At 45.2% G+C, this 18629-nt stretch carries 22 protein-coding genes; 3 read left to right on the forward strand and 19 right to left on the reverse strand.

The window, feature by feature from the left end; genetic code table 11:
* Positions 1 to 19: 19 nt before the first annotated feature.
* From HUJ22_RS14150 to HUJ22_RS14160, 3 genes are all read right to left on the reverse strand, one after another.
* Complete coding sequence (locus HUJ22_RS14150) at positions 20 to 1774, reverse strand: efflux RND transporter periplasmic adaptor subunit (RefSeq protein ID WP_290878346.1); 1755 nt, start codon at positions 1772 to 1774, stop codon at positions 20 to 22.
* Positions 1771 to 3024 (reverse strand): TolC family protein, encoded by a 1254-nt coding sequence (locus HUJ22_RS14155; protein WP_290878347.1) that lies wholly within the window; start codon positions 3022 to 3024, stop codon positions 1771 to 1773. Before HUJ22_RS14155 ends, HUJ22_RS14150 begins: the two co-directional genes overlap by 4 nt.
* Before the next feature lie 75 nt (positions 3025 to 3099).
* The gene (locus HUJ22_RS14160) at positions 3100 to 3531 is read right to left on the reverse strand and encodes a hypothetical protein (protein WP_290878348.1); all 432 of its coding nucleotides are present in this window, start codon (positions 3529 to 3531) and stop codon (positions 3100 to 3102) included.
* A gap of 117 nt (positions 3532 to 3648) precedes the next feature.
* On the opposite strand from HUJ22_RS14160, the gene HUJ22_RS14165 reads away from it, so the two are divergent.
* Complete coding sequence (locus tag HUJ22_RS14165; RefSeq protein WP_290878349.1) at positions 3649 to 4008, forward strand: ArsR family transcriptional regulator; 360 nt, start codon at positions 3649 to 3651, stop codon at positions 4006 to 4008.
* A gap of 232 nt (positions 4009 to 4240) precedes the next feature.
* Here the strand turns inward: HUJ22_RS14165 and merA are convergent, their stop codons facing one another.
* From merA to HUJ22_RS14180, 3 genes are read right to left on the reverse strand one after another with little or no spacing between them, the layout of a single operon-like run.
* On the reverse strand, positions 4241 to 5878 hold the full coding sequence (gene merA / locus HUJ22_RS14170) for a mercury(II) reductase (protein WP_290878350.1): 1638 nt from the start codon (positions 5876 to 5878) through the stop codon (positions 4241 to 4243).
* A 4-nt stretch (positions 5879 to 5882) separates the two neighbouring features.
* Positions 5883 to 6509 (reverse strand): mercuric transport protein MerTP, encoded by a 627-nt coding sequence (merTP, locus tag HUJ22_RS14175; protein WP_290878351.1) that lies wholly within the window; start codon positions 6507 to 6509, stop codon positions 5883 to 5885.
* Positions 6506 to 6886, reverse strand: coding sequence for a metalloregulator ArsR/SmtB family transcription factor (locus tag HUJ22_RS14180; RefSeq protein WP_290878352.1), 381 nt, complete (start codon positions 6884 to 6886; stop codon positions 6506 to 6508). The genes merTP and HUJ22_RS14180 overlap by 4 nt, the downstream gene beginning before the upstream one ends.
* Before the next feature lie 274 nt (positions 6887 to 7160).
* Here HUJ22_RS14180 and HUJ22_RS14185 point away from each other — a divergent pair, with 274 nt between their 5' ends.
* Positions 7161 to 10382 (forward strand): type ISP restriction/modification enzyme, encoded by a 3222-nt coding sequence (locus HUJ22_RS14185; RefSeq protein ID WP_290878353.1) that lies wholly within the window; start codon positions 7161 to 7163, stop codon positions 10380 to 10382.
* A gap of 25 nt (positions 10383 to 10407) precedes the next feature.
* Here HUJ22_RS14185 and HUJ22_RS14190 read toward each other — a convergent pair whose 3' ends face one another.
* The 6 genes from HUJ22_RS14190 to HUJ22_RS14215 all read right to left on the reverse strand — a co-directional run bounded on the left by HUJ22_RS14190 (position 10408) and on the right by HUJ22_RS14215 (position 13157).
* Entirely contained in the window at positions 10408 to 11085 is a 678-nt protein-coding gene (locus tag HUJ22_RS14190) for a Fic family protein (RefSeq protein WP_290878354.1), read from the reverse strand.
* Between the two features lie 2 nt (positions 11086 to 11087).
* The gene (locus HUJ22_RS14195) at positions 11088 to 11696 is read right to left on the reverse strand and encodes a type II toxin-antitoxin system antitoxin SocA domain-containing protein (protein WP_290878355.1); all 609 of its coding nucleotides are present in this window, start codon (positions 11694 to 11696) and stop codon (positions 11088 to 11090) included.
* 110 nt (positions 11697 to 11806) lie between these two features.
* Positions 11807 to 12070 (reverse strand): hypothetical protein, encoded by a 264-nt coding sequence (locus HUJ22_RS14200; protein ID WP_290878356.1) that lies wholly within the window; start codon positions 12068 to 12070, stop codon positions 11807 to 11809.
* Positions 12071 to 12101: 31 nt separating this feature from the next.
* Complete coding sequence (locus tag HUJ22_RS14205) at positions 12102 to 12389, reverse strand: hypothetical protein (protein ID WP_290878357.1); 288 nt, start codon at positions 12387 to 12389, stop codon at positions 12102 to 12104.
* Complete coding sequence (locus tag HUJ22_RS14210; RefSeq protein WP_290878358.1) at positions 12352 to 12945, reverse strand: hypothetical protein; 594 nt, start codon at positions 12943 to 12945, stop codon at positions 12352 to 12354. Before HUJ22_RS14210 ends, HUJ22_RS14205 begins: the two co-directional genes overlap by 38 nt.
* Positions 12924 to 13157 (reverse strand): hypothetical protein, encoded by a 234-nt coding sequence (locus HUJ22_RS14215; protein WP_290878359.1) that lies wholly within the window; start codon positions 13155 to 13157, stop codon positions 12924 to 12926. The genes HUJ22_RS14210 and HUJ22_RS14215 overlap by 22 nt, the downstream gene beginning before the upstream one ends.
* Positions 13158 to 13186: 29 nt before the next feature.
* On the opposite strand from HUJ22_RS14215, the gene HUJ22_RS14220 reads away from it, so the two are divergent.
* Positions 13187 to 13537: a hypothetical protein gene (locus tag HUJ22_RS14220; RefSeq protein ID WP_290878360.1), complete on the forward strand. Its 351-nt coding sequence runs from the start codon at positions 13187 to 13189 to the stop codon at positions 13535 to 13537.
* Between the two features lie 28 nt (positions 13538 to 13565).
* On the opposite strand, the gene HUJ22_RS14225 is transcribed toward HUJ22_RS14220, so the two are convergent.
* From HUJ22_RS14225 to HUJ22_RS14255, 7 genes are all read right to left on the reverse strand, one after another.
* Positions 13566 to 14120, reverse strand: a complete 555-nt coding sequence (locus HUJ22_RS14225; RefSeq protein ID WP_290878361.1) for a transglycosylase SLT domain-containing protein — start codon at positions 14118 to 14120, stop codon at positions 13566 to 13568.
* Positions 14121 to 15524, reverse strand: coding sequence for a hypothetical protein (locus HUJ22_RS14230; RefSeq protein ID WP_290878362.1), 1404 nt, complete (start codon positions 15522 to 15524; stop codon positions 14121 to 14123).
* Positions 15525 to 15550: 26 nt separating this feature from the next.
* Positions 15551 to 15958: a hypothetical protein gene (locus HUJ22_RS14235; RefSeq protein WP_290878363.1), complete on the reverse strand. Its 408-nt coding sequence runs from the start codon at positions 15956 to 15958 to the stop codon at positions 15551 to 15553.
* Positions 15959 to 16130: 172 nt separating this feature from the next.
* Positions 16131 to 16544, reverse strand: coding sequence for a hypothetical protein (locus HUJ22_RS14240; protein WP_290878364.1), 414 nt, complete (start codon positions 16542 to 16544; stop codon positions 16131 to 16133).
* Between the two features lie 2 nt (positions 16545 to 16546).
* Positions 16547 to 17323, reverse strand: coding sequence for a hypothetical protein (locus HUJ22_RS14245; RefSeq protein WP_290878365.1), 777 nt, complete (start codon positions 17321 to 17323; stop codon positions 16547 to 16549).
* An 83-nt stretch (positions 17324 to 17406) separates the two neighbouring features.
* Positions 17407 to 18018 (reverse strand): hypothetical protein, encoded by a 612-nt coding sequence (locus HUJ22_RS14250; protein ID WP_290878366.1) that lies wholly within the window; start codon positions 18016 to 18018, stop codon positions 17407 to 17409.
* Positions 18019 to 18109: 91 nt separating this feature from the next.
* On the reverse strand, positions 18110 to 18613 hold the full coding sequence (locus tag HUJ22_RS14255; RefSeq protein ID WP_255135359.1) for a hypothetical protein: 504 nt from the start codon (positions 18611 to 18613) through the stop codon (positions 18110 to 18112).
* Positions 18614 to 18629 lie beyond the last annotated feature (16 nt).

Raw genomic sequence — 18629 nt, forward strand, 5'->3', positions numbered from 1 at the left:
TATATTCTCCTTGGTTTGATTAATGAGCGTGTCCTTCCGCAGGGGCTTCAGAAGACAACGAAGCCAACTTCACCTGATACGCATTGGTCGTTACGATATGCTCGCCTTGTTCGAGGCCGGAGGTCACCTCCACCCAGCCCCGGTTCCTGGTGCCCGTGGTAATAGCTCGCTTCTGAAACGACTCTCCTCCCACCTGCACATACACTGCGAAATTAGCCTCTTCTTCAATCAGGGCTGATTCCGGGATCGCAATCACGTTTTCTTTCTGATCCGTGTCGATCTCAGCGGTAACAAAGAGTCCGCTATGTAATCCTTCCCGGTTATCTATTTCATAGATTAAGGAAATCGTTCGGGTTTGGGGTTCCACTTGTTTCCCCGCGCTCAGCAAGCGTCCGTTCACCTCGTCCATGCCGTACATCTTCTCATTTCCCTGTACGTAAAAAACGACTGCTCCGGGATTTTGAATAGACATTCGCTCAGCAGCCGGAACATGAACGCTCAGCCACATTTTGGACATATCGACAATGCGAACCAGCGGCTCACCGGCTTTCACTTGCATTCCCGGTCGCACATAGGATTCAACTATGGTTCCGGAGATCGGGGCTTTCATGGCAAAGCGGTAGGAAGATTCTGAGTCGCCATAGGTATCTACAGTTGAGGTATCAATTTGAGCGATTTCATTAATCGTCTGAAATTGCGTGAGCGCCTGACGGTATTCAATCCGTGCTCTTTCCAGTTCTACTTCCGGAATTGCCTCTTTTTCAAACAATCGTTTCGAGCGTTCCAAATTCTTTTTAGCCAAAGACAATTGAGACTGTGCATTGATAAACTGCTGGGCATAGTTTTCTCCATCCGCTGATTGAATGGAAGGATTCAGCTGCACCAACGACGTGCCTTTGCTGATGTCCTGCCCTTCAACCGGCAGACTTTGATTGGCACTGCTCAGGATAATTCCTGAAAATGGAGCCGAAACCGTAACTTCTCTGCTTTGAACCGGCTTAATCTCACCGTGGGCATTTACTGTTTCAGATAGCGTCTGTCGGCTTACCTGCTTGGTACCAAACGGAATGTTCCACTGCTGTTCTTTCAGAAATGAGATCAAATTCGGATCTTCCTCAGTGGCCGTTTGTGGAATATCACCGGCTGAACTATACACCGGGATACCATCTACGTAGAGCGTATCATTCACCATTCCCTGAATGGCGATGGTGAGATTATATCGGCCGGCCTTTTCAAACGTAAAATCAGGACCATAAATACCAGGGATTTGAACCTCATCTTCAGTTAAAGAAACCGAGGCTCCGTTTTCAGAGCGCATTGAAAAATTCACTGTTGAATTATCCAAGCCAGCAAAGTCAGAAAGCCGAGTCAAGTGCACGGCAAAGGTCGCTTCCTGTCCTACGATAAGCTCTGGATACTCCATAAAAAGCTCGGTCTCGTCCGTCCATTGTGTGATCACACCTGCGCCTACCAACTGAGGTTCCGCATCTTCATGTTGATGAGCCGATTCCCCCTCATGGCTGTGGGTTTCTTCCCCATCCGAGTGAGTTTCTTCATTAGCTTGAGTACCTCTGTCTGTTTGTTCGGCTTCGTGACTGTGGGCGTCTTCTCCGGCATGGGAATGTTCCTGGTTGTCAGCTTCCTGATTCTGAGCGGGTGTAACTTCGTGGGAATGATCAGCATCCTCACCATGATTATGGTCTTCCTGTTCTGAGCCGCAACCGGCCAAAATAAATGCAGCGCCTATAAATAAGGCTGTAAATAAATTTTTCATTGATCTGTGTTATTTTGAGTTGAAAAGAGTTTTCCTGATGTAATGGTATCGAGTGTGAAAAGGGCTTGTTGGTAATCAGCGGTAATACGATGCTGAAGGCTACGGCCATCGACGTAGGCTTTGGTGGCATCCAGCAATTCGAATAGCGAATAACGTCCTTGTTGATAAGCAGAACGTGCCGTTTCCAGCATTTCAGCGGAAAGTGAATGCTGTTGCATCTCCTGCCACTGCGTATATAAATTCTGAACGCGTTGATAGGCCACATCCACCTGATCGCGAATAGCTCGTCGTTGAATATGTAGAGACGTTTCTACACTTCTTTGTTCTGCCTCCGCTACGGTAATATTTCCACTGTTTCGGTTAAAGATGGGCAGTTGTATGCCCCCGCCGATCACAAAACCTTCCGAGCCGTCCGACTGATTTTTATAGCCGAAATTTATCTTTAAGTCCGGCAAGCGCTCTCGTTTCTCGACTTTGTATTTTAGTCCGAGAGCTTCTGCTTCAAGCTCAATAGCTTGTAAATCGGCCCGGTATTCCAGGGCGTACTGTTTCAGTGTTTCCGAATCTTCCATGATCGGCTCCACCGGCAAATCTGCTTCTACCTGAAAGTCAAAGCCGGTTTCTTCCGAAGAAGTGATCATAGAAGCCAGTTGCTTCCCTGTTTGCATCATTTCCAGCTCAACTTCATTGCGCATACGCAAGTACCGATTTTTTTCCACCGTAAAACGCTGCACCTGAAGACCTGACTCAGTGCCTTCCGTTTGTCGGGCTATGGCTGATGCCAACACTTCGTGAATAACATCAAGTGCTTGGTTATATACCTGAAATTTGTGCTGTAAAAACCAATATTCGGCATACAAGCTTTTTACTTGTTGTATGAGAACCGAGCGGTTATACTCATAGCTCAATTCAGCGGCCTCACTGCTTTTATTAGCGCTTTTGTTTCGGAGGAACGGCTGACCCAGCAGTTCAATCGGCTGCGAGATCTGGTAGGTCGTTTCGTCATAATCGAGCGTACCGGCATTGAGCTGTTCGCTGAAGATGCTGACCTCGGGATTCATGTACGATTTATACTGTTGAGCTGCTCCTTGCTTTCGGAGCTTGTCAAGCTCTGCCAGTTCTTGCTGGAGACTGCGTTGCTTGAACCGTTCAACAACGTCCTCTAAGGAAAGTGTTTGGGATTGGGCGTGAACCTGTAATGGTACCCATAGGAATACCAAAAACAAGATCCACCACTTGGATGAATTCATAAATTTGATGTATTAATGGTTATAGAATGTTAATGGAGATAGCTGATAAGAGATGCTATCTGGCAAAGGGAAGTATTATCCCAGGGGTGGGCCGCGTAAAAAGAGAGGAGGAAAATCTTCTGGTGAGTTAATAAAGTCCGGCGGGGGTAAATCCAGTAATTCCGGGTTCTGATCTATAATCTTGGGTACTCTTGGAGATTCAACAAATTCAAAAAGGATATTTCTTTCGCTGAATGCTTTAGTAGTAGTTTTCTGAGTCAGCGTCCCCGTTAGATCAACCGTTGCCGTTGGGTGTTGGTGGGCATCTTTATCATCAAACTCTAAGTTGTGGCTATGATCTGTATCAACCGGATGGACATGTACATACGTATGAATGTCTCCATGATCGAACAAATGATTAAAAATAGAGTGCAGATGAAGGCCATTGCCAAATAGTGTACATAGAAATAGTGCAATCAAAACAAGATTGATTGTGAACTTTTTATATGTAGTCGATTTTTTTGGCATTGTTTTAATATAGTCTGTACATAAGGTAATTACAAACCTGTATGCTTTCAAAGAATCTTATCTATACAGTTGAGACAAGAAAATAATATCAATCATTTTCAAATTCGATCTAAGATAATGAATGAAGATTTAAGCATGGTATTTAAAGCACTGGGGCATCCACGCCGCCTAAAAATTGTCCGCCGACTGATGGATAGGATTCATGCCTGCTGCGAAGTCAATCAACAGGAGAATTGCTGTCTGGAAGAGCCAACCTGCGACTTTAGCGAACTAACAGAGGAACTGGGTATTCAAAAAGCAACGCTTTCTCTCGATCTAAAAGAGCTTCGCCATGCCGGGATTGTGCAAACAATCAAGGATGGGCGGAAGGTGGCCATTCAAATCAATCCGGAGCTGTTGGAAAAACTTCATACCTTTTTTGAAGTTTCAATAGACCAAAATACCCGTAATAGAATGAGTGAATTGGTTAACGAATAACGACAACAATAGCCGTTCATTCGGTTCGGTCTATATCCGTCGCTTAAGGGTGCCAGGCCTCGTCTGTTCTTGCCCGCTTTCCATTCAGGAGATAACCATTAATACGAAAATAAACTCAACACATTAGCGCTTTCACCTTATACTCAATGGCATTATAACACCTTCAAAAATCAAACTTGAGAACTTGCATTCTGTAGAATTATCCTCTCTTGGTGAAGTAACCTGAAAAAATCTAAACGGCACAGCAACTCAGTTTCTTAACGTCCTTGTCGAAGGTGAGCGCAGCCAGTTTGATGCCCTCTGACAGCGTTAGGTACGGGTGGAATTCGGATTTGAGCGACTGCACAGTCACCCCATGCCTCATAGCCAGAGCCAGTTCCATCAATAGTTCCGAGCCTTCCGGTGCCAAAATACGGGCTCCAATCAATCGGTCGTTGTCTTTGTTACGGATCAACTTGATATAACCACGGGTGTCCCGAGCGGCGATGGACCGAGGTACATTGTCCAGCGTAAGTTTCGTTGCTTGGTAGTTGACTCCCGCTTCTTCCGCTTGCTGTTCATCCATGCCCACACCGGCCACCTGTGGATCTGTGAAAATAACCCACGGTAAGACTGAAAAATCAGCTTTTCCATGACTATCTCTCATCGCATTTTCAGCCGCAATTTTACCTTCATAAGCCGCAGTATATACGAACTGCCGTTCGCCAAGTATATCGCCAGCAGCAAAGATGTTGGCTACATTGGTTCGCATGGTTTCATCAACGGGAATGTAGCCGCGTCCTTTGGTGTAAATTCCGGCAGATTCAAGATTTAAATGTTCTGTATTTCCCTGCCTGCCGGTAGCAACTAATATCTGATCGGCTTTAAATTCCTTTCCTTCTCCGTTCAACGTAAAGCGGATGCTTCTTTTGTTACCTGTTTTTGTTACTTCCAGAATGTCTGTGTTCGTTAAAATGGACAATCCTTCCTCTTCCAAATATCCCGTTAAGGCTGTTGCAAGCTCTTCGGGTTGATCACTTAACACGTGTTCAGATCGCTGCAATACCGTTACCTTGCTTCCAAGCCGACTAAAGAGTTGTGCATTTTCAAGAGCAATATATCCGCCGCCCAAAATGATGAGCTCTTCCGGGAGTTCCTCAAGTTCATAGGCCGATTCATTGGTCAGATATCCCGCTTCTTTCAGTCCGGGTATTTCAGGAATGAACGGGGAAGCCCCTGTGGCAATTAAAATGTTCTCGCCGGTGTAGGTTGAATTATTAACCTGAACCTGATTTGTTTGAATTAACTTTCCGTACCCCTCAATAAGGGTGATGCTTGGATCATCCTTTATCACATTCACATATTTTTCCTGGCGAAGATCACGAACCATCTCCCGTTTTTGCTCAATCACTTTTTTAAAATCACTGATGGTTGCCGTGGTTTCAATCCCTTCAAACCTCGGATGGGAAGCATTGTGAAAGGCTTCTGCTGTTCGGATCAGTGTTTTGGATGGCACGCACCCCACATTTACGCACGTTCCACCTGTTGGCAGACCTTTATTAATAATAAGCGCAGTTCCCCCCAATTCACTGGCTCGGATAGCGGCAGCAAAAGCAGCCGAACCGCCCCCGATAATAATCAACGAGTAATGGTTTTCACCAGTTTGCTCTTTTCCTGATTCGCCCACTACCTGATACTTTCCCGTCTGATTTACGGCTTCAATCACTGAAGCTTTATCAAGGGTGGATTCATCAAATGATACTGTAGCCTTGCCCTTCGGATAGCTTACATCCGTCTTCTGTATTCCGTTTAGTTTGGATAGGTTTTTCTCAATAGAAACGGCGCAATGATCGCACGTCATGCCCGCTATGTTCAGTTCCAGTTCTTTCATCCTATTATTCGTTATCTTGCTCTTGTTGAAGGTGGGCTGTAAATCCGGTCTTATTGATGGCATCCTGGAGGTCTTTTTCCGTGAGTTTCTTTTTTAAATACGAAATAGTAGCCGTTCCGCTGTCGTAGGATACCTCGGACTCAACAATTCCATCCAGTTTACCCAACTCATTTTTTACACTGGCTTCACACCCAGCGCAGGTCATGCCTTCCACATTGAAGGTGACATGTTCTACATCTGCCTCAGAAACATATTGTACTTGAGTGGGCTGAGCGTCAGAGAAAAACCAATGAGAGTAGTTTGGAAAAGCCAGCAACAGCGCCGCCACAACGGTTACGATGCCAAGAAACGATTTAGACTGGGTGAAATGGGCTTCTTCAGGATCACATTCACAGTCGATCTCTTTTGAGGGCTTCAGTTTTTGGTACCATGCAAACCCAAGTAAAAGAACAGTCAGCCCAATTAAATAAGGCCGGAATGGGTCCATGAATGAAAACGTAGAGGCGATACTACTTGTGCCTGCCAGAATAGCCAGCACCGGTGTGATGCAGCAAAGGGACGCAATAAATGCAACTCCGAGTCCCGCACTCAGCCATTTGGTGTCAGTTTTATTGTTTTGCTGCTTGTTCATGCTGCTAATACCTCCATAATGGCATTGTTTTCAATCTGGTTAAAAAGTGGTTTCAAAAGCTCGTCATAAGGTTCTTGCAGAGAATAGAAGATGAGTTTTCCCTCTCGTCTCGAATCTAAAAGTCCGGTGTCTTTCAATTTTCGCAGATGTTGCGATACCGCCGGTACGGTCATATCCAAAATGTCGCTCAAGTCACACGGGCATAAATCTTCCTCCGTGCTCAACAAGAACAGAATTTTCAGTCGAACATCATTTCCGGCCAGCTTTAGTATGTCCGAGAGTTTTAAGATGGATGATTCTACCGCATGGATAGAATCAATGCAGCGGTTGATCTGGCTCAGATCGGCTACATCACGAATACAGGATTGTTTGCTCATAGGAATTATTATTTAAGCGATTGCTTAAATGTAGGGTAAAGACATCATTTAAGCAAATGATTAAATGAACTGAGGAATTTATAAAGATATACTTGTATGAGTGAGACTCTGTTAGTAAAAAAACCTGGAATGATTGAGAGTGACTGAAGCATCAAAAGACCGGATCTTTATAAAGAATAGGAACAGTTATTATTAGACCTTGACGGAAAAAAGATTTAGCATTGTCTTTAAGCCCTGATTTTGTTAGCCTAAGCGCCAACCCAATTGTTTATCTATGACCATTCAGGAATACGTTGATCAGTTAAATCTGCGCTATAAATCAGGCATTTCGCGGGAGCACAGTTACCGGGGCGATTTACAAACATTGCTTGGTAATTTATTACCCGACCTACTCATAACCAATGAACCCTCCCGAACCGATGTAGGCGCTCCGGATTATATCCTCACCAAAGGTAAAATCCCGGTTGGATATATCGAAGCCAAAGACATAGGCGATCCAGATCTTGAGGGTAAAAAGAAGAATAAGGAGCAGTTTGAACGCTACAAAACCGGCCTTCCTAATCTGATCTTTACTGATTACCTCAATTTCCGTGTATATCGGGATGGAGAATTCCTGACCTCCGTTGCTATTGCTGAAATCAAAGACGGTAGCATAGTTGGGTTGACTGGGAATTACGACGAGTTCGAAAACATCATCAAAGATTTTGGAACGCATGTCGGGCAAACCATCCGCAGTGCCAATAAGCTGTCGAAAATGATGGCCGGTAAAGCCCGTATCCTCGCTGATGTAATTGAGAAAGCCCTGAATGCCGATGAAGAAAAGCAGAAAAACAAAGTGAACGAGTCGGCTAACAATACCCTGCGGGAACAACTTGCTGCATTTCAGAATGTATTGATCCACGATATCAAGGCTAAGGAGTTTGCGGACATCTATGCCCAGACGATTGCTTATGGCATGTTTGCAGCCCGACTACACGATTCGACCTTGGATACCTTTGATCGGCATGAAGCAGCTGCACTTATTCCGAAAACCAACCCCTTTCTTCGTAAGCTATTCCAATACATTGCAGGTTATGATCTGGATGATCGTATCGCATGGGTGGTAGATGGATTAGCTGATATTTTCAGAGCTACCGATGTAGATGGCCTTCTTAAGAACTTTGGAAAAGCTACACAGCAGCAAGATCCCATCATTCATTTTTATGAAACGTTCCTGGCTGAATATGATCCCAAGCTTCGAAAAAGCCGTGGAGTCTGGTACACGCCGGAGCCGGTGGTGAACTTTATAGTTCGGGCGGTTGATGACATTTTGAAAGACGATTTTGGGCTAAAAGAAGGCTTGGCTGATACCACCAAGACTAAAGTCAAAGTAAAAGTACCCACTCATGACAAACGTCACAAAGGCGGAATGGTGGAAGAAGAACGGGAAGTCCATAAAGTGCAGATTTTAGATCCGGCTGCTGGGACTGGAACATTCCTCGCTGAAGTGATCAAGCAAATACATTCCAAGTTTGAAGGACAGCAAGGCATCTGGGCTACCTATGTTGAAGAACACTTGATCCCACGCCTGAACGGATTTGAGATTTTAATGGCAAGTTACGCAATGGCTCACCTGAAACTGGATTTGCTGCTACGGGAAACCGGCGTGGAACCAAGCGGCAGTGAACGCTTTCGGGTGTATCTGACCAACTCTCTGGAAGAACATCACCCAGACACAGGAACCCTTTTTGCCGGGTGGCTGAGTGAAGAAGCAAATGAAGCCAACCATATTAAGCGTGATACACCTGTGATGGTTGTATTGGGTAACCCTCCTTATTCAGTCAGCAGTAGAAATAATGGAGAATGGATTGAAGAAAGAATCAAAACTTATAAGGAAGGTGTACAAGGTTATAATAAAAATGCCTTGTCAGATGACTATGTTAAATTTATTCGATATGGGCAGTATTTGATTGAAAAGAATAGTGAAGGCATACTTGCTTACATATCAAATAATAGTTTTATAGATGGTATTACCCACCACAAAATGAGAGAGGATTTACTTAATGCATTTGATAAAATATATGTTTTAGACTTACATGGTAGCTATAAAAAACAAGAAGTAACAGATGATGGAGAGAAAGATGAAAACGTTTTTGATATCCAACAGGGTGTTTCAATAAATATTTTTATAAAGAAAAAAGAGAATCACAATATGGCATCACTATTAAAAAATGATGTCTTAGGTAAGAGGAAAGAAAAATACAATTATTTAACTGACAATAGTTTATCAACAATTAATTGGAAAGCGGTAGCCCCCCAATCACCAGATTACTTTTTTAAAGAATTCAAGTATAAACTGAGAGATCAATTTGAAGAATGGATTTCCCTGGACAAATTATTCATTGAATCTGGTACTGGCATAAAATTCAGAAAAGACAATCTTTTGATTAAGCCTCACTTCGATAGGGATTCAGTAATTGAGTTATTTAAAGACATGAAAAATCTTGATTCTCAGCAAATACTTGAGAAGTATAATATTTCTGATACGAAAGACTGGAAAATTAGTGAGAAAAGGGACCTTTTTGAGGATGAAGCAGATGATATCATGGAAGTGCAATACCGACTATTTGATAGTAGGTTCACCTACTACCCTTATGAAAAAATCCATGAAATTATAGTTCGAGGTGATTCTCGAAGAGAACTAATGAGGAATTTATTTTTTGAAGATAATTTAGCTTTATTGTCTGCCCGTCAACAAAGTGCATATGATTTTCAACATGCGTTTATTTCAGATAGATTGGTTGATATGTGCACATTATCCGCTAAGTCAAAAGAAAGCACGTACACATTCCCTTTATATGTCTATCCAGAAAATAGCACCCAACAAACTTTGGATGGAAGTATAGAACGAAGGCCTAATTTAGAAAAGAAAATCGTAGATAAAATTGCCAAAAATCTGGATCTGAAGTTCTCTCCGGAAAAGATAGAAACCGAAGGCACCTTTGCTCCTATTGATCTACTTGATTACATCTATGCCGTTTTACATTCCCCAAGCTACCGGGAGAGATACAAAGAGTTTCTCAAGATCGACTTTCCAAGAGTACCTTACCCTGAAGATCCCGAGCTTTTTTGGCAACTCGTAGAACTTGGTGGAGAGCTCCGCCAAATTCACTTACTGGAGCATCCTATGGTAGAAGAATTTATAACTACCTATCCCATTGCAGGGAGCAATGTAATTTCCAACCGGCTTACAAAAACCGATCCCGGTTTTATTCCGGAAGACGATGATGAAACCACCGGCAAAGTGTGGATTAATGAAGAGCAGTATTTTGGCAATGTGCCCAAAAAAGCCTGGGAGTTCTACATCGGAGGCTACCAACCCGCCGAAAAATGGCTCAAAGACCGACGAGACCGAGAGTTATCCATAGATGAAATTCGACACTACCAAAAAATCATCGTGGCCCTTATGGAGACAGATAGGTTGGTGGGGGAGATTGATGAGATTTTGGAAGTTTGATGAGTCAAAGTTATTTCAGTTCGATCTACCTTTCATCCTCATCTGATATTTCATACACAAATTTATAGCATACTTTCGCCCACCACTCAAAATGTTCTTCTTTACCTGTATCGTGATAGTAGTTCAGCTTTCTTAGGAAGTCCCCTTTATCTTGCAGGTTTTTCCAATCAATAAACTTACCATAAGCCAGCAAGTAAAGGTTTACGAACAGTCGTGCAACCCTACCGTTACCATCATAAAATGGATGGGTAAACACAAACTTCTGATAGAACCGAAGTGCATCATCAACAGGTGTGTCACTGTTGAAGTCTAACAAGTGCTGAAAGGCTCCTTTTAAATCTTCTTCAATGTTTTCAGGTTTTGACCCTTTGAATCTTGATCGGAATTCTTGGCGTCTTTGGCCTCCAAAATATACCGACCCGGAGCCATCATGCTCAGTGCTTCTAAATTCTCCACTTATAGAAATGATCTCTTTAAAAATGACTATGTGAAAAGACTCACAGAGTTTTAGATAAATGTTTATAGAAGCTCTGGCTTCACCTTTTGTCAACACATTAACGAAGTAAGGGATCAGCTGGTTGTCTAAGGCGTCAAAACGAGTCCGGGCCAAACGGTTCGCTTCTTCAACATCATCAATAGAGTATTTAGCGGGAAAGAGTTCGATTAGCTCCCGTAGTTGCTCTAATTCAGCACTATCACTCAACGCTAATTGATCTGATTTACAAGGAATTTATAGTCTTCAGAAGCTTTTGAAAAGAGACTTTTGTATTCCTCAATAGAATCAAACATTACTTCCGCTGCTTTATCCGATTTGTCCATATCAAAGATAAAGGCATAGTGCGAAATGGTATTGGGCGGATAGTACCCTTGACTCTTGGTTAATGGAAAATTCTTGGCAAATGACTCGTAGGTATAATAATCCAGAATCTCCTGATCAGTAATTCTGCCATTTACTTCTCTCTTGTTAATCCAGGGATCTTCCGCATGCGTTGCTTTGGACAATGTAATAGCATTATAGAAACCATAACTATCCAAAATAAAATCTACTACTTCTTTTTCCTCTTTAGAGAGCGGAATGTAGCTTGGAGTATCTTCGATAGGGTTATTTTTATACTCCTTATACTCATGGTAAATACCGGGATTTACCGGCCCATGCTTCCAAGCGAAGAAAGCATCAGAAGATTTGATCATCTTTTGATCAGCAACAAGTGTCCATACCTTTACATAGTAGAGAAGCTTTTGGAGCTTCATCGGGGTAATTTCTCCTGGATACTTATTCAGGATATAAGACGCTATGTTGTGTAAAGAATGCATTTGTTGATTTTTTTCGGAACACTTAATATAACAAAACTTGCAGTTTCTTATTACCTGAACGTATTAAAAAAGTTCATCATTTCCATATTGGGTAATATGAAACTCTCCACTTAAAGTTCAACTTGTTGAGAAGAACCGGCAATTAAGGCAATAACCCCATACACGTAGCCAATAGCTTCCACGATAGCCAGTATTATGATTACCGTTTCATCCAATTCACCGGCATTAATTCGTCCGGTTGTGATCATTCCGGAGATACCCAAGCTGGTTAGACCGCTTTTGGCAATATCTTTACCTTCCTGCGGAGTTTCTTTTCTGAAAAACGTAATAAGTGTTGGTACGGATTTGATGACGTTTCTAAGTAGTTTTTTCATGAGGAATAAGGCTAAATTAGGTTAATAAGGCTTATTCACCCCCTCTTTCAAGGGACTGAATGCGTTGTTCGTGATTGTTTAGTTCCTGGTCGGTTTTAGTTCGGTAGGTCTCAATGGACTGCTTCAATGATTCCAGGTCAACACCCTGGATCTTCTGCTCGGCCCGAATATTGATCATCAGCTCGTACCACCTTTTGATTTCAGCTGTTTGGTTGTTGATCGAGTCGTAGATACCAGTCAAAAACAGGCAAATAATGGTCGTAATGATCAGCTCTTTATACTTACTGAGGTAATGCTCGGGCTTTGGTAATTTGCTCATAGCGTTGCTCGTAGTCCTGAATAGCTTCTGAAAGCGTTATGGTTTGTTTGTTCTCCCGGCAGTAAAACTGTCCGGTTTTGGTTGACTGGTAGTAGTAATGGCCATTAATCCGGAGCCATCGCAGTGGACGTTCGTTGATCTGCTTCCCACTCCACCCGTCCACATGAAGGCCAATTCCCGGAATCTTTTTTCCATTTACTTTGTGAGTGAATGTCCAGTCGAGATACAACCCTACTCCCTGAAAGGGCCACGTGGTTGCCAGCAGCCAGTGCTGAAGCGGACTTGCCTGTTTGGAAAGCCAGTCGGTAAAGAGCAGACAGTCAATGGCCAGGCCACTCCCATGTGATTTCGCATCGTTATCTCGCCAAGCAGAAGTGATCAGGGTTTTGATTCCCGTCCAATCTCTCCAGGCCAGAAACGAGCGCAGGAAATCCACATCCATTCGGGAGATGTTCCCCTGGACCTCAAAGTCTGACAAGGTAAAATTGCCCCCATAGCTTTCTATAAGGGCAATGTAGTCGGCTCGTATCATGGCTATTTCTTGAACTTTAGCCACAAAAAGCCAGCGCCAAGGGCAATGGCTGCCGCTTTGTACTTCATCGGCACTTCGCCGTTGATGTATTTCTTCGCGGTATCCACCAAATCCATTTTGGTGTTTTCGGCTTCGGCGTTTTTAACGTCCACGACGGGGGAAGAACCGATACCGGCTCCGTTGCATCCACAGCCGCATCCAAGGCCGTTATCAGAGGTATAGCTTGATTTACTCATGAGTTTTCAGGTTAGGTTAGCGTAAGATTTTGAATAGGATTCCGGCTCCAACAATACCAGCCCCGGCCAGCGCGATCATCTTTGTATTGATCGGTTTTTTCTGCGTGGCCACCGGCTCGCTTTTGGTTGTTGCAGGCTGGACAGCTGCCGTAGGCTTTTTGGTCAAATCACGTACCACCGGACTTACTTTGGGTGGTTTGATCTTTGGAAGCCCTGGGAGAATCGGTCTCCTGATTCTGGAAGATGGCCCTGGAGCAATGGAGATAGTGGGCCGAATTCTGCTGATTGATGAGACCGGCTGGATAGCTGTATTTAATTCAGTAGGTAAAGTTGGGTCGAGCATCATGCGTCCCAAACCGGGGGCGTTTTCCTCGCTGTAGATGTAACCGGAAGATGATTTCATAGTGGTTATTGAGTGTTAAAGATTTGGTAGGAAATAAATCCTGTGATGATTAGTGGCAGAATTACCATGCTGGCCGTGGACGCTTTGGAAATGCCCATTACCGACTCCACGATTTCTTTTCGGCGGAGCACATCGGAGGCGTAGTTTTGCCCGGTGGTTACCAAATTGGGATCAATGCCAGCACTTATCGTATTTCGTACTTTTGAGTAGCCTGCGTTGTATGCCGCCACGGCTGGGGTAAGCTTACCGCCAAACTTTCCTATCAGATCTGCAAGGAACTTGCTGCCATAGTGGATGTTGGCGCGATGGTCATTATTAGCATGAGCGTTTGTAAACTCCGAATGATAACGCCGATCAATTTGCATGATGCCAATGCCATTGCCGTTGTCGCCCGTCCAGTTGTCATCGAGGGCTAAGCCCATGTGACTTTCCCTGGAAGCGATGGCTAATAGCAGGGAAACCGGTACATTATTTGCCCGAGAAGCCTCATAAAAGTGCCCCATAATGCCTTTCACCCGAAGGTAGCTGAGCTGGGAAGATATGGACAGCGCGCTACTCACCTATACAATCGCTTTGCAGTTGAAAGTGACTTTAGCCGTTTCACCCGCTTCGATTGTAAACTGATCGACCGGAGCCAATGCTTTACGAGCCAACAGGTGCGGGGAAATCTGGTTTGAATTGTTTTTGTTGCCAAACAAACCAATCTCGCGAACCGTAATCGGTGTTGCGCCCCGGTTTTCAAAAATGCGTTCTACCGGGAAGTACACTTCATTAGCTAAGTCATCAACGACAAGCTCGCCGATATGCGTGCCGTGATGTACCAGTTCACCGTCTCCATAGCCATGTGGAACACCGTTCACTTCCGCATTTTCCGGAGTCAGTGATTGATCGGTCATAGAAACAAACTTGTTCGACTCACCCACACGAACGCCAAATTTCCAGCCGTCCAGGTTACGATAATAGTCAAAATTGACTCCTGTGCCCCCGCCACCCAATCCAGCAGTAAAATGATACTCGTTTTCCCAATTGTGAGCTGCACTTGGGTTAGCAATACGATGTAGGATGTACATGAAATTTTCCGTCCACCCGCCATTGGTTCCATTAGCGTCCGTGTCCTGATTGAAGTTTTCAATCATGGAAATAATCTCGTAATCCAGCGATAACGTAGAGGTGTCACCAAGACTGATCGGAGCCCCCAGCACGTCTCGTGCCATGAGCATGTAGGCACTTCGGTAATCCCCTGACATGATCCCAATTTCCTTGATGTCACGGATACCACCCGACATGTTCGTGAAGGGTCGAGAGAGCGTAAACTTGGAACTTTCTTGGTCGGTAATAAGAGAGGTAATGGACACAGCGCCTTGAGTGCACCCCCGCTTGAAATACCCCGGAAGGCACAAATCTGAGGCCTTTACCGCCTGATCGCTCATGCCAATTATAGGATTCCAGTTGAGAGGCAAGTGATAGTCATTGGACGCCCACTGGTTTCGGTATTTGGCCGCAATCGAAACTCCTGAATTTCCATCCCACACCCCGGTAAGGTGTGGCACAATGCCACGAATGTAATACTTGTACCGGCTATGGCGGTCAAGGGGAAATTGTCCTTTGGTGTTGTCGTGATAATACACCCCGTTTAATCCCTCCAGACCAATGACTCCCTGAATGGTAATTAGGTCATGCTCCACGGTGTTGTACTCGTGATAGTCCGCAATTTCAATGATCAGATCATCCCCCGATTCGACGATGCTAATAATGTTGGTAATGAGCTTTCGGGTGTTATACCCATCCCAGTACTCGTCCTGATTGGTTTTACCCATTTGGATGCGCATCCATTTGAGTAAGTTTCCAACAAAGCTTTCGCATTTCATGCGGTTCAGGTGTCGCTGTTCCAGGGACAGGTCGCAGTACATGTCGAGACCGCTTGCCGTTTTTCCGACGTTTAAATCCGTTGTGATGGTTTTCATGGGGGTATGTTTATGCAACTATGGGTTTATGTAATGGTGAATGTGATCCTGGTGGACAGCGAGCTGTTTGTAACCGGACTCACTGTGGCGGTTTTATCCACCGAAGCAGGCTCGGTGTATTCATGGGCAATCAAGGCAGGCTGATCGGATGAAATGGGTTCGGTTCTATACCCCGAAATGGAAGTGTCCGGAAAGTTCGTGCAGTCAATAATGGTGGCTTTGACCATTACCAGTTCCAATTTTATCTCCGTGGACATTCGACCTCTATTTTTGATGTCCAGATCCGGAGGAACCACGACCATGTATATGTCCGAGATCCCGGTTTTGCCATGCTCGGTTCGCGAGCGCACACGGAAATAATGCCGCTGATCGACCAGGGTTTGGGGCAGGTAGAGCTGGTGATAACGCACCATTTGGTCCGGTTCGGCGTGCACTTCTGGCGTCTGAAATGGAACCGAGTCGTCCCAACCCCAGTCAATCTGGCTCGATGCCGGTTCTCCGGTGGCCCATGAGATCAAAATGGAGCCATCCACAAGCATTCCACTCACGACCCGCATCTTGAAGGCTTCATTGAGACCAAATTCCTGTCCGCTAATCTTACTCATCTCAGCTGGTCCAGAAAATTTCGGTTACCAGGGCTTTGGACTCGGCTCCGGGATTTGTGGCTTCATCCCACAGTCCCATAAAGCCTCCTTTGTAGAGCTCGCCGAACCGGCGAAGATCAAAATGCAGGGTTTCACCTGCCCGCAGTTTGAAGGTGTAGTACTTGTCCGATATCCGCTGGCTATCCAGGGCAATCATCAGCTCGCCTTCGCTGCTGTTTTGGATAATCACTCCAAGCCGGTGTGGGTTTTCGTTGACCAGGCGCACAGGCTGCTCGCCCTGTTTCATCACCGGGGAAATGGAGGACGCAATCCGGGCCTGACTGGGCTGGTTGCCTTCAGTTTTTTGCAGGTTGTTAACCAGCGCTTCCACGTTGGCGGCCAGCTCGCAGAGTACTTTAATCAAGTCGTTTAGCATAGCTACTCCGCTGGGATGAATCCGGTTCTTATCTGCACGTAGCTCTCACAAAGGAAACTTACCTCGGCAGGCTGGGCACCGTAATTGGAAGCGTACACGTCAAAGGGTACGTTCGATCCCACTACAAAGGGCACGTTGATGTACTTGTCGTTGAACTCGTCGTTCACCTGCTCCAGGAATACTTCATCGCGAACCGTGGTGTTGTACACTTTCATCGAGGCGGTAATGACTCCGGGCTGGTTGCTGCTCATCGCCATGCGCCGAACCTGCACGTCCACGCTTTTGCTTTTCACGCCCAGGTCAATGTTGAGACCGCCTGCTGGAACCGTGTTATGTCCATACAGGAATCGGGGCACCGGAACCGAAGCTCCGATCTGCTGGTAGGCCGCGCTTAGTTTGGACAGGGCAAACTGGTCGTAGCCCACAAGCTGAATGTTTACCGTTTGCTTTGCAGCACCGGTATTGGTGAGTTCAAATACGATGTGGTTATTCTTCTGAATGATGAAGGGAGCAAACAGCCCGTCAATGGATTTGAATAGATTGTGCACCACCGAGAGCTGCACATCGCGAAACAGGTACAAATCTTCGTTCAGGCGGGCCGAGATCAAAATGGCATTCATGTTGGCACTGAACGGGAGAATCTTTCGGATGCCGTAGCGTTCTCCGCCCATGCCGTTCATGGTAAGTTGAGTTGTTGCTCCCGGTTGCACCTCGACCGATTTGGCCGGATTGTAGGCCGAACTTTCTTTAGGAGGTAAAAAATTGGAGATAATCTTCATGGTGTTGCTTTGAGGTAGTCAGGGTTGATTGAAAAAAGAATCCCGCCGGAACCGGCGAACCGAAACCGGCGGGACGGGATGGATTACTCAACTTCTGCGACTACCAGAGAAGCCCGGAGCCACAACTCTCCCTGACCGGATTGGTTCCAGTTCTCTGTGGTTGGGAACACTGAGGCGTCATCAAAATGGACGGCAAGGGAAACCGTCTGGTTGATGGCCAGATCAAACGGATCGGCCAGGCGGTACTCACTGGCAGATTTCATGGTAACAAGCCGGCGATACTCAGCTACGGCGTCAACGGTATTATTGGTGGCCGAGGTAAACTGAATACCGGTTCCAGCAAAGTTGGAGAACTCACTCATGGGAGCGCGGAGGAATTCCTTGTTGTCGTTATCGGCCTGAAGCAGAATGGCCGCGTCTTTGAGCCCGTTCACGATGGCGCGTGCATCGATGCCATTGGCTGGATCGTCTTCAATAAATTGTTTGGTGAGTTCAAAGGATAGGCCCAGAATCCGGCGTTTCATAGCTCCGGGAAACGGGTTACTTACATAGTTGTCCCGCGTTAGTTTTCGATCTGCATTAGCAGGAAAGAAATTAAGGACTGATTGATTTTGCTGTACTTTGCGTGTGTCAAAATAGGTCTTGATGCGCGCAGTAGCTGGAACAAGTGCTTTTTTGGAGATTTTATCGCTCATAACTGTGATTTAAAAGGTTTAGAAAATGGCTGATAGCCGGTTTGGTATTACCAGTACCCCTTTTGCAATGCAGAGCTATGAGGCGTTATTTCTAGACTTCGATGGTATTATCAACCTCTAAAGAATGTTCTACCTCATCCACATGGTGTGTTTTTTCCTGGATTTCAGGCAGGTTGTCATACACGTACCCGGAGCCATCCATAAGACCTTGCTGGGGTGTCCAGTCAGGGGTAATAAATTTGATGACTTCCATTACGCCTTGTACGCCCATACCCATGGCCAAACCGCGAACGTGTTTGTTTTTGGAAAGGAGCGTTAGAAGTACTCCAGCGGTGAGAGGGATACCTGCTCGGGTGGCTTGTTGAATAGTTGCTGAGGCGTTGCCTGTCAGCAAGGGGACGGCCAGGACATTCATCTGGGCTGCCACCGCTTGTCCACCAAGAATATATCCGGCGGTGATAGCCTGCTGCTTGAACTCAGAGACCGCCTTCTCGGTAGTGATTTTGCTTTCTGTTATCATATTACTGCGTCGTTTGTTTGGGTTTTCGATGATTTGTAGCTCGGAAGGGTTCTTGGCGAACACGCGCTCTTTCATAGGTGCCTTCGTTGTT

Source organism: Gracilimonas sp. (assembly GCF_014762685.1).
Lineage (GTDB): Bacteria > Bacteroidota > Rhodothermia > Balneolales > Balneolaceae > Gracilimonas.

What these genes read in the sequence shown, in the direction of transcription:
- HUJ22_RS14150 (WP_290878346.1), bottom strand. Translation starts at nt 1,774, where the DNA reads ATGAAAAATTTATTTACAGCCTTATTTATAGGCGCTGCATTTATTTTG.
- HUJ22_RS14155 (WP_290878347.1), bottom strand. Translation starts at nt 3,024, where the DNA reads ATGAATTCATCCAAGTGGTGGATCTTGTTTTTGGTATTCCTATGGGTA.
- HUJ22_RS14160 (WP_290878348.1), bottom strand. Translation starts at nt 3,531, where the DNA reads ATGCCAAAAAAATCGACTACATATAAAAAGTTCACAATCAATCTTGTT.
- HUJ22_RS14165 (WP_290878349.1), top strand. Translation starts at nt 3,649, where the DNA reads ATGAATGAAGATTTAAGCATGGTATTTAAAGCACTGGGGCATCCACGC.
- merA (WP_290878350.1), bottom strand. Translation starts at nt 5,878, where the DNA reads ATGAAAGAACTGGAACTGAACATAGCGGGCATGACGTGCGATCATTGC.
- merTP (WP_290878351.1), bottom strand. Translation starts at nt 6,509, where the DNA reads ATGAACAAGCAGCAAAACAATAAAACTGACACCAAATGGCTGAGTGCG.
- HUJ22_RS14180 (WP_290878352.1), bottom strand. Translation starts at nt 6,886, where the DNA reads ATGAGCAAACAATCCTGTATTCGTGATGTAGCCGATCTGAGCCAGATC.
- HUJ22_RS14185 (WP_290878353.1), top strand. Translation starts at nt 7,161, where the DNA reads ATGACCATTCAGGAATACGTTGATCAGTTAAATCTGCGCTATAAATCA.
- HUJ22_RS14195 (WP_290878355.1), bottom strand. Translation starts at nt 11,696, where the DNA reads ATGCATTCTTTACACAACATAGCGTCTTATATCCTGAATAAGTATCCA.
- HUJ22_RS14200 (WP_290878356.1), bottom strand. Translation starts at nt 12,070, where the DNA reads ATGAAAAAACTACTTAGAAACGTCATCAAATCCGTACCAACACTTATT.
- HUJ22_RS14205 (WP_290878357.1), bottom strand. Translation starts at nt 12,389, where the DNA reads ATGAGCAAATTACCAAAGCCCGAGCATTACCTCAGTAAGTATAAAGAG.
- HUJ22_RS14215 (WP_290878359.1), bottom strand. Translation starts at nt 13,157, where the DNA reads ATGAGTAAATCAAGCTATACCTCTGATAACGGCCTTGGATGCGGCTGT.
- HUJ22_RS14230 (WP_290878362.1), bottom strand. Translation starts at nt 15,524, where the DNA reads ATGAAAACCATCACAACGGATTTAAACGTCGGAAAAACGGCAAGCGGT.
- HUJ22_RS14240 (WP_290878364.1), bottom strand. Translation starts at nt 16,544, where the DNA reads ATGCTAAACGACTTGATTAAAGTACTCTGCGAGCTGGCCGCCAACGTG.
- HUJ22_RS14245 (WP_290878365.1), bottom strand. Translation starts at nt 17,323, where the DNA reads ATGAAGATTATCTCCAATTTTTTACCTCCTAAAGAAAGTTCGGCCTAC.
- HUJ22_RS14250 (WP_290878366.1), bottom strand. Translation starts at nt 18,018, where the DNA reads ATGAGCGATAAAATCTCCAAAAAAGCACTTGTTCCAGCTACTGCGCGC.
- HUJ22_RS14255 (WP_255135359.1), bottom strand. Translation starts at nt 18,613, where the DNA reads ATGAAAGAGCGCGTGTTCGCCAAGAACCCTTCCGAGCTACAAATCATC.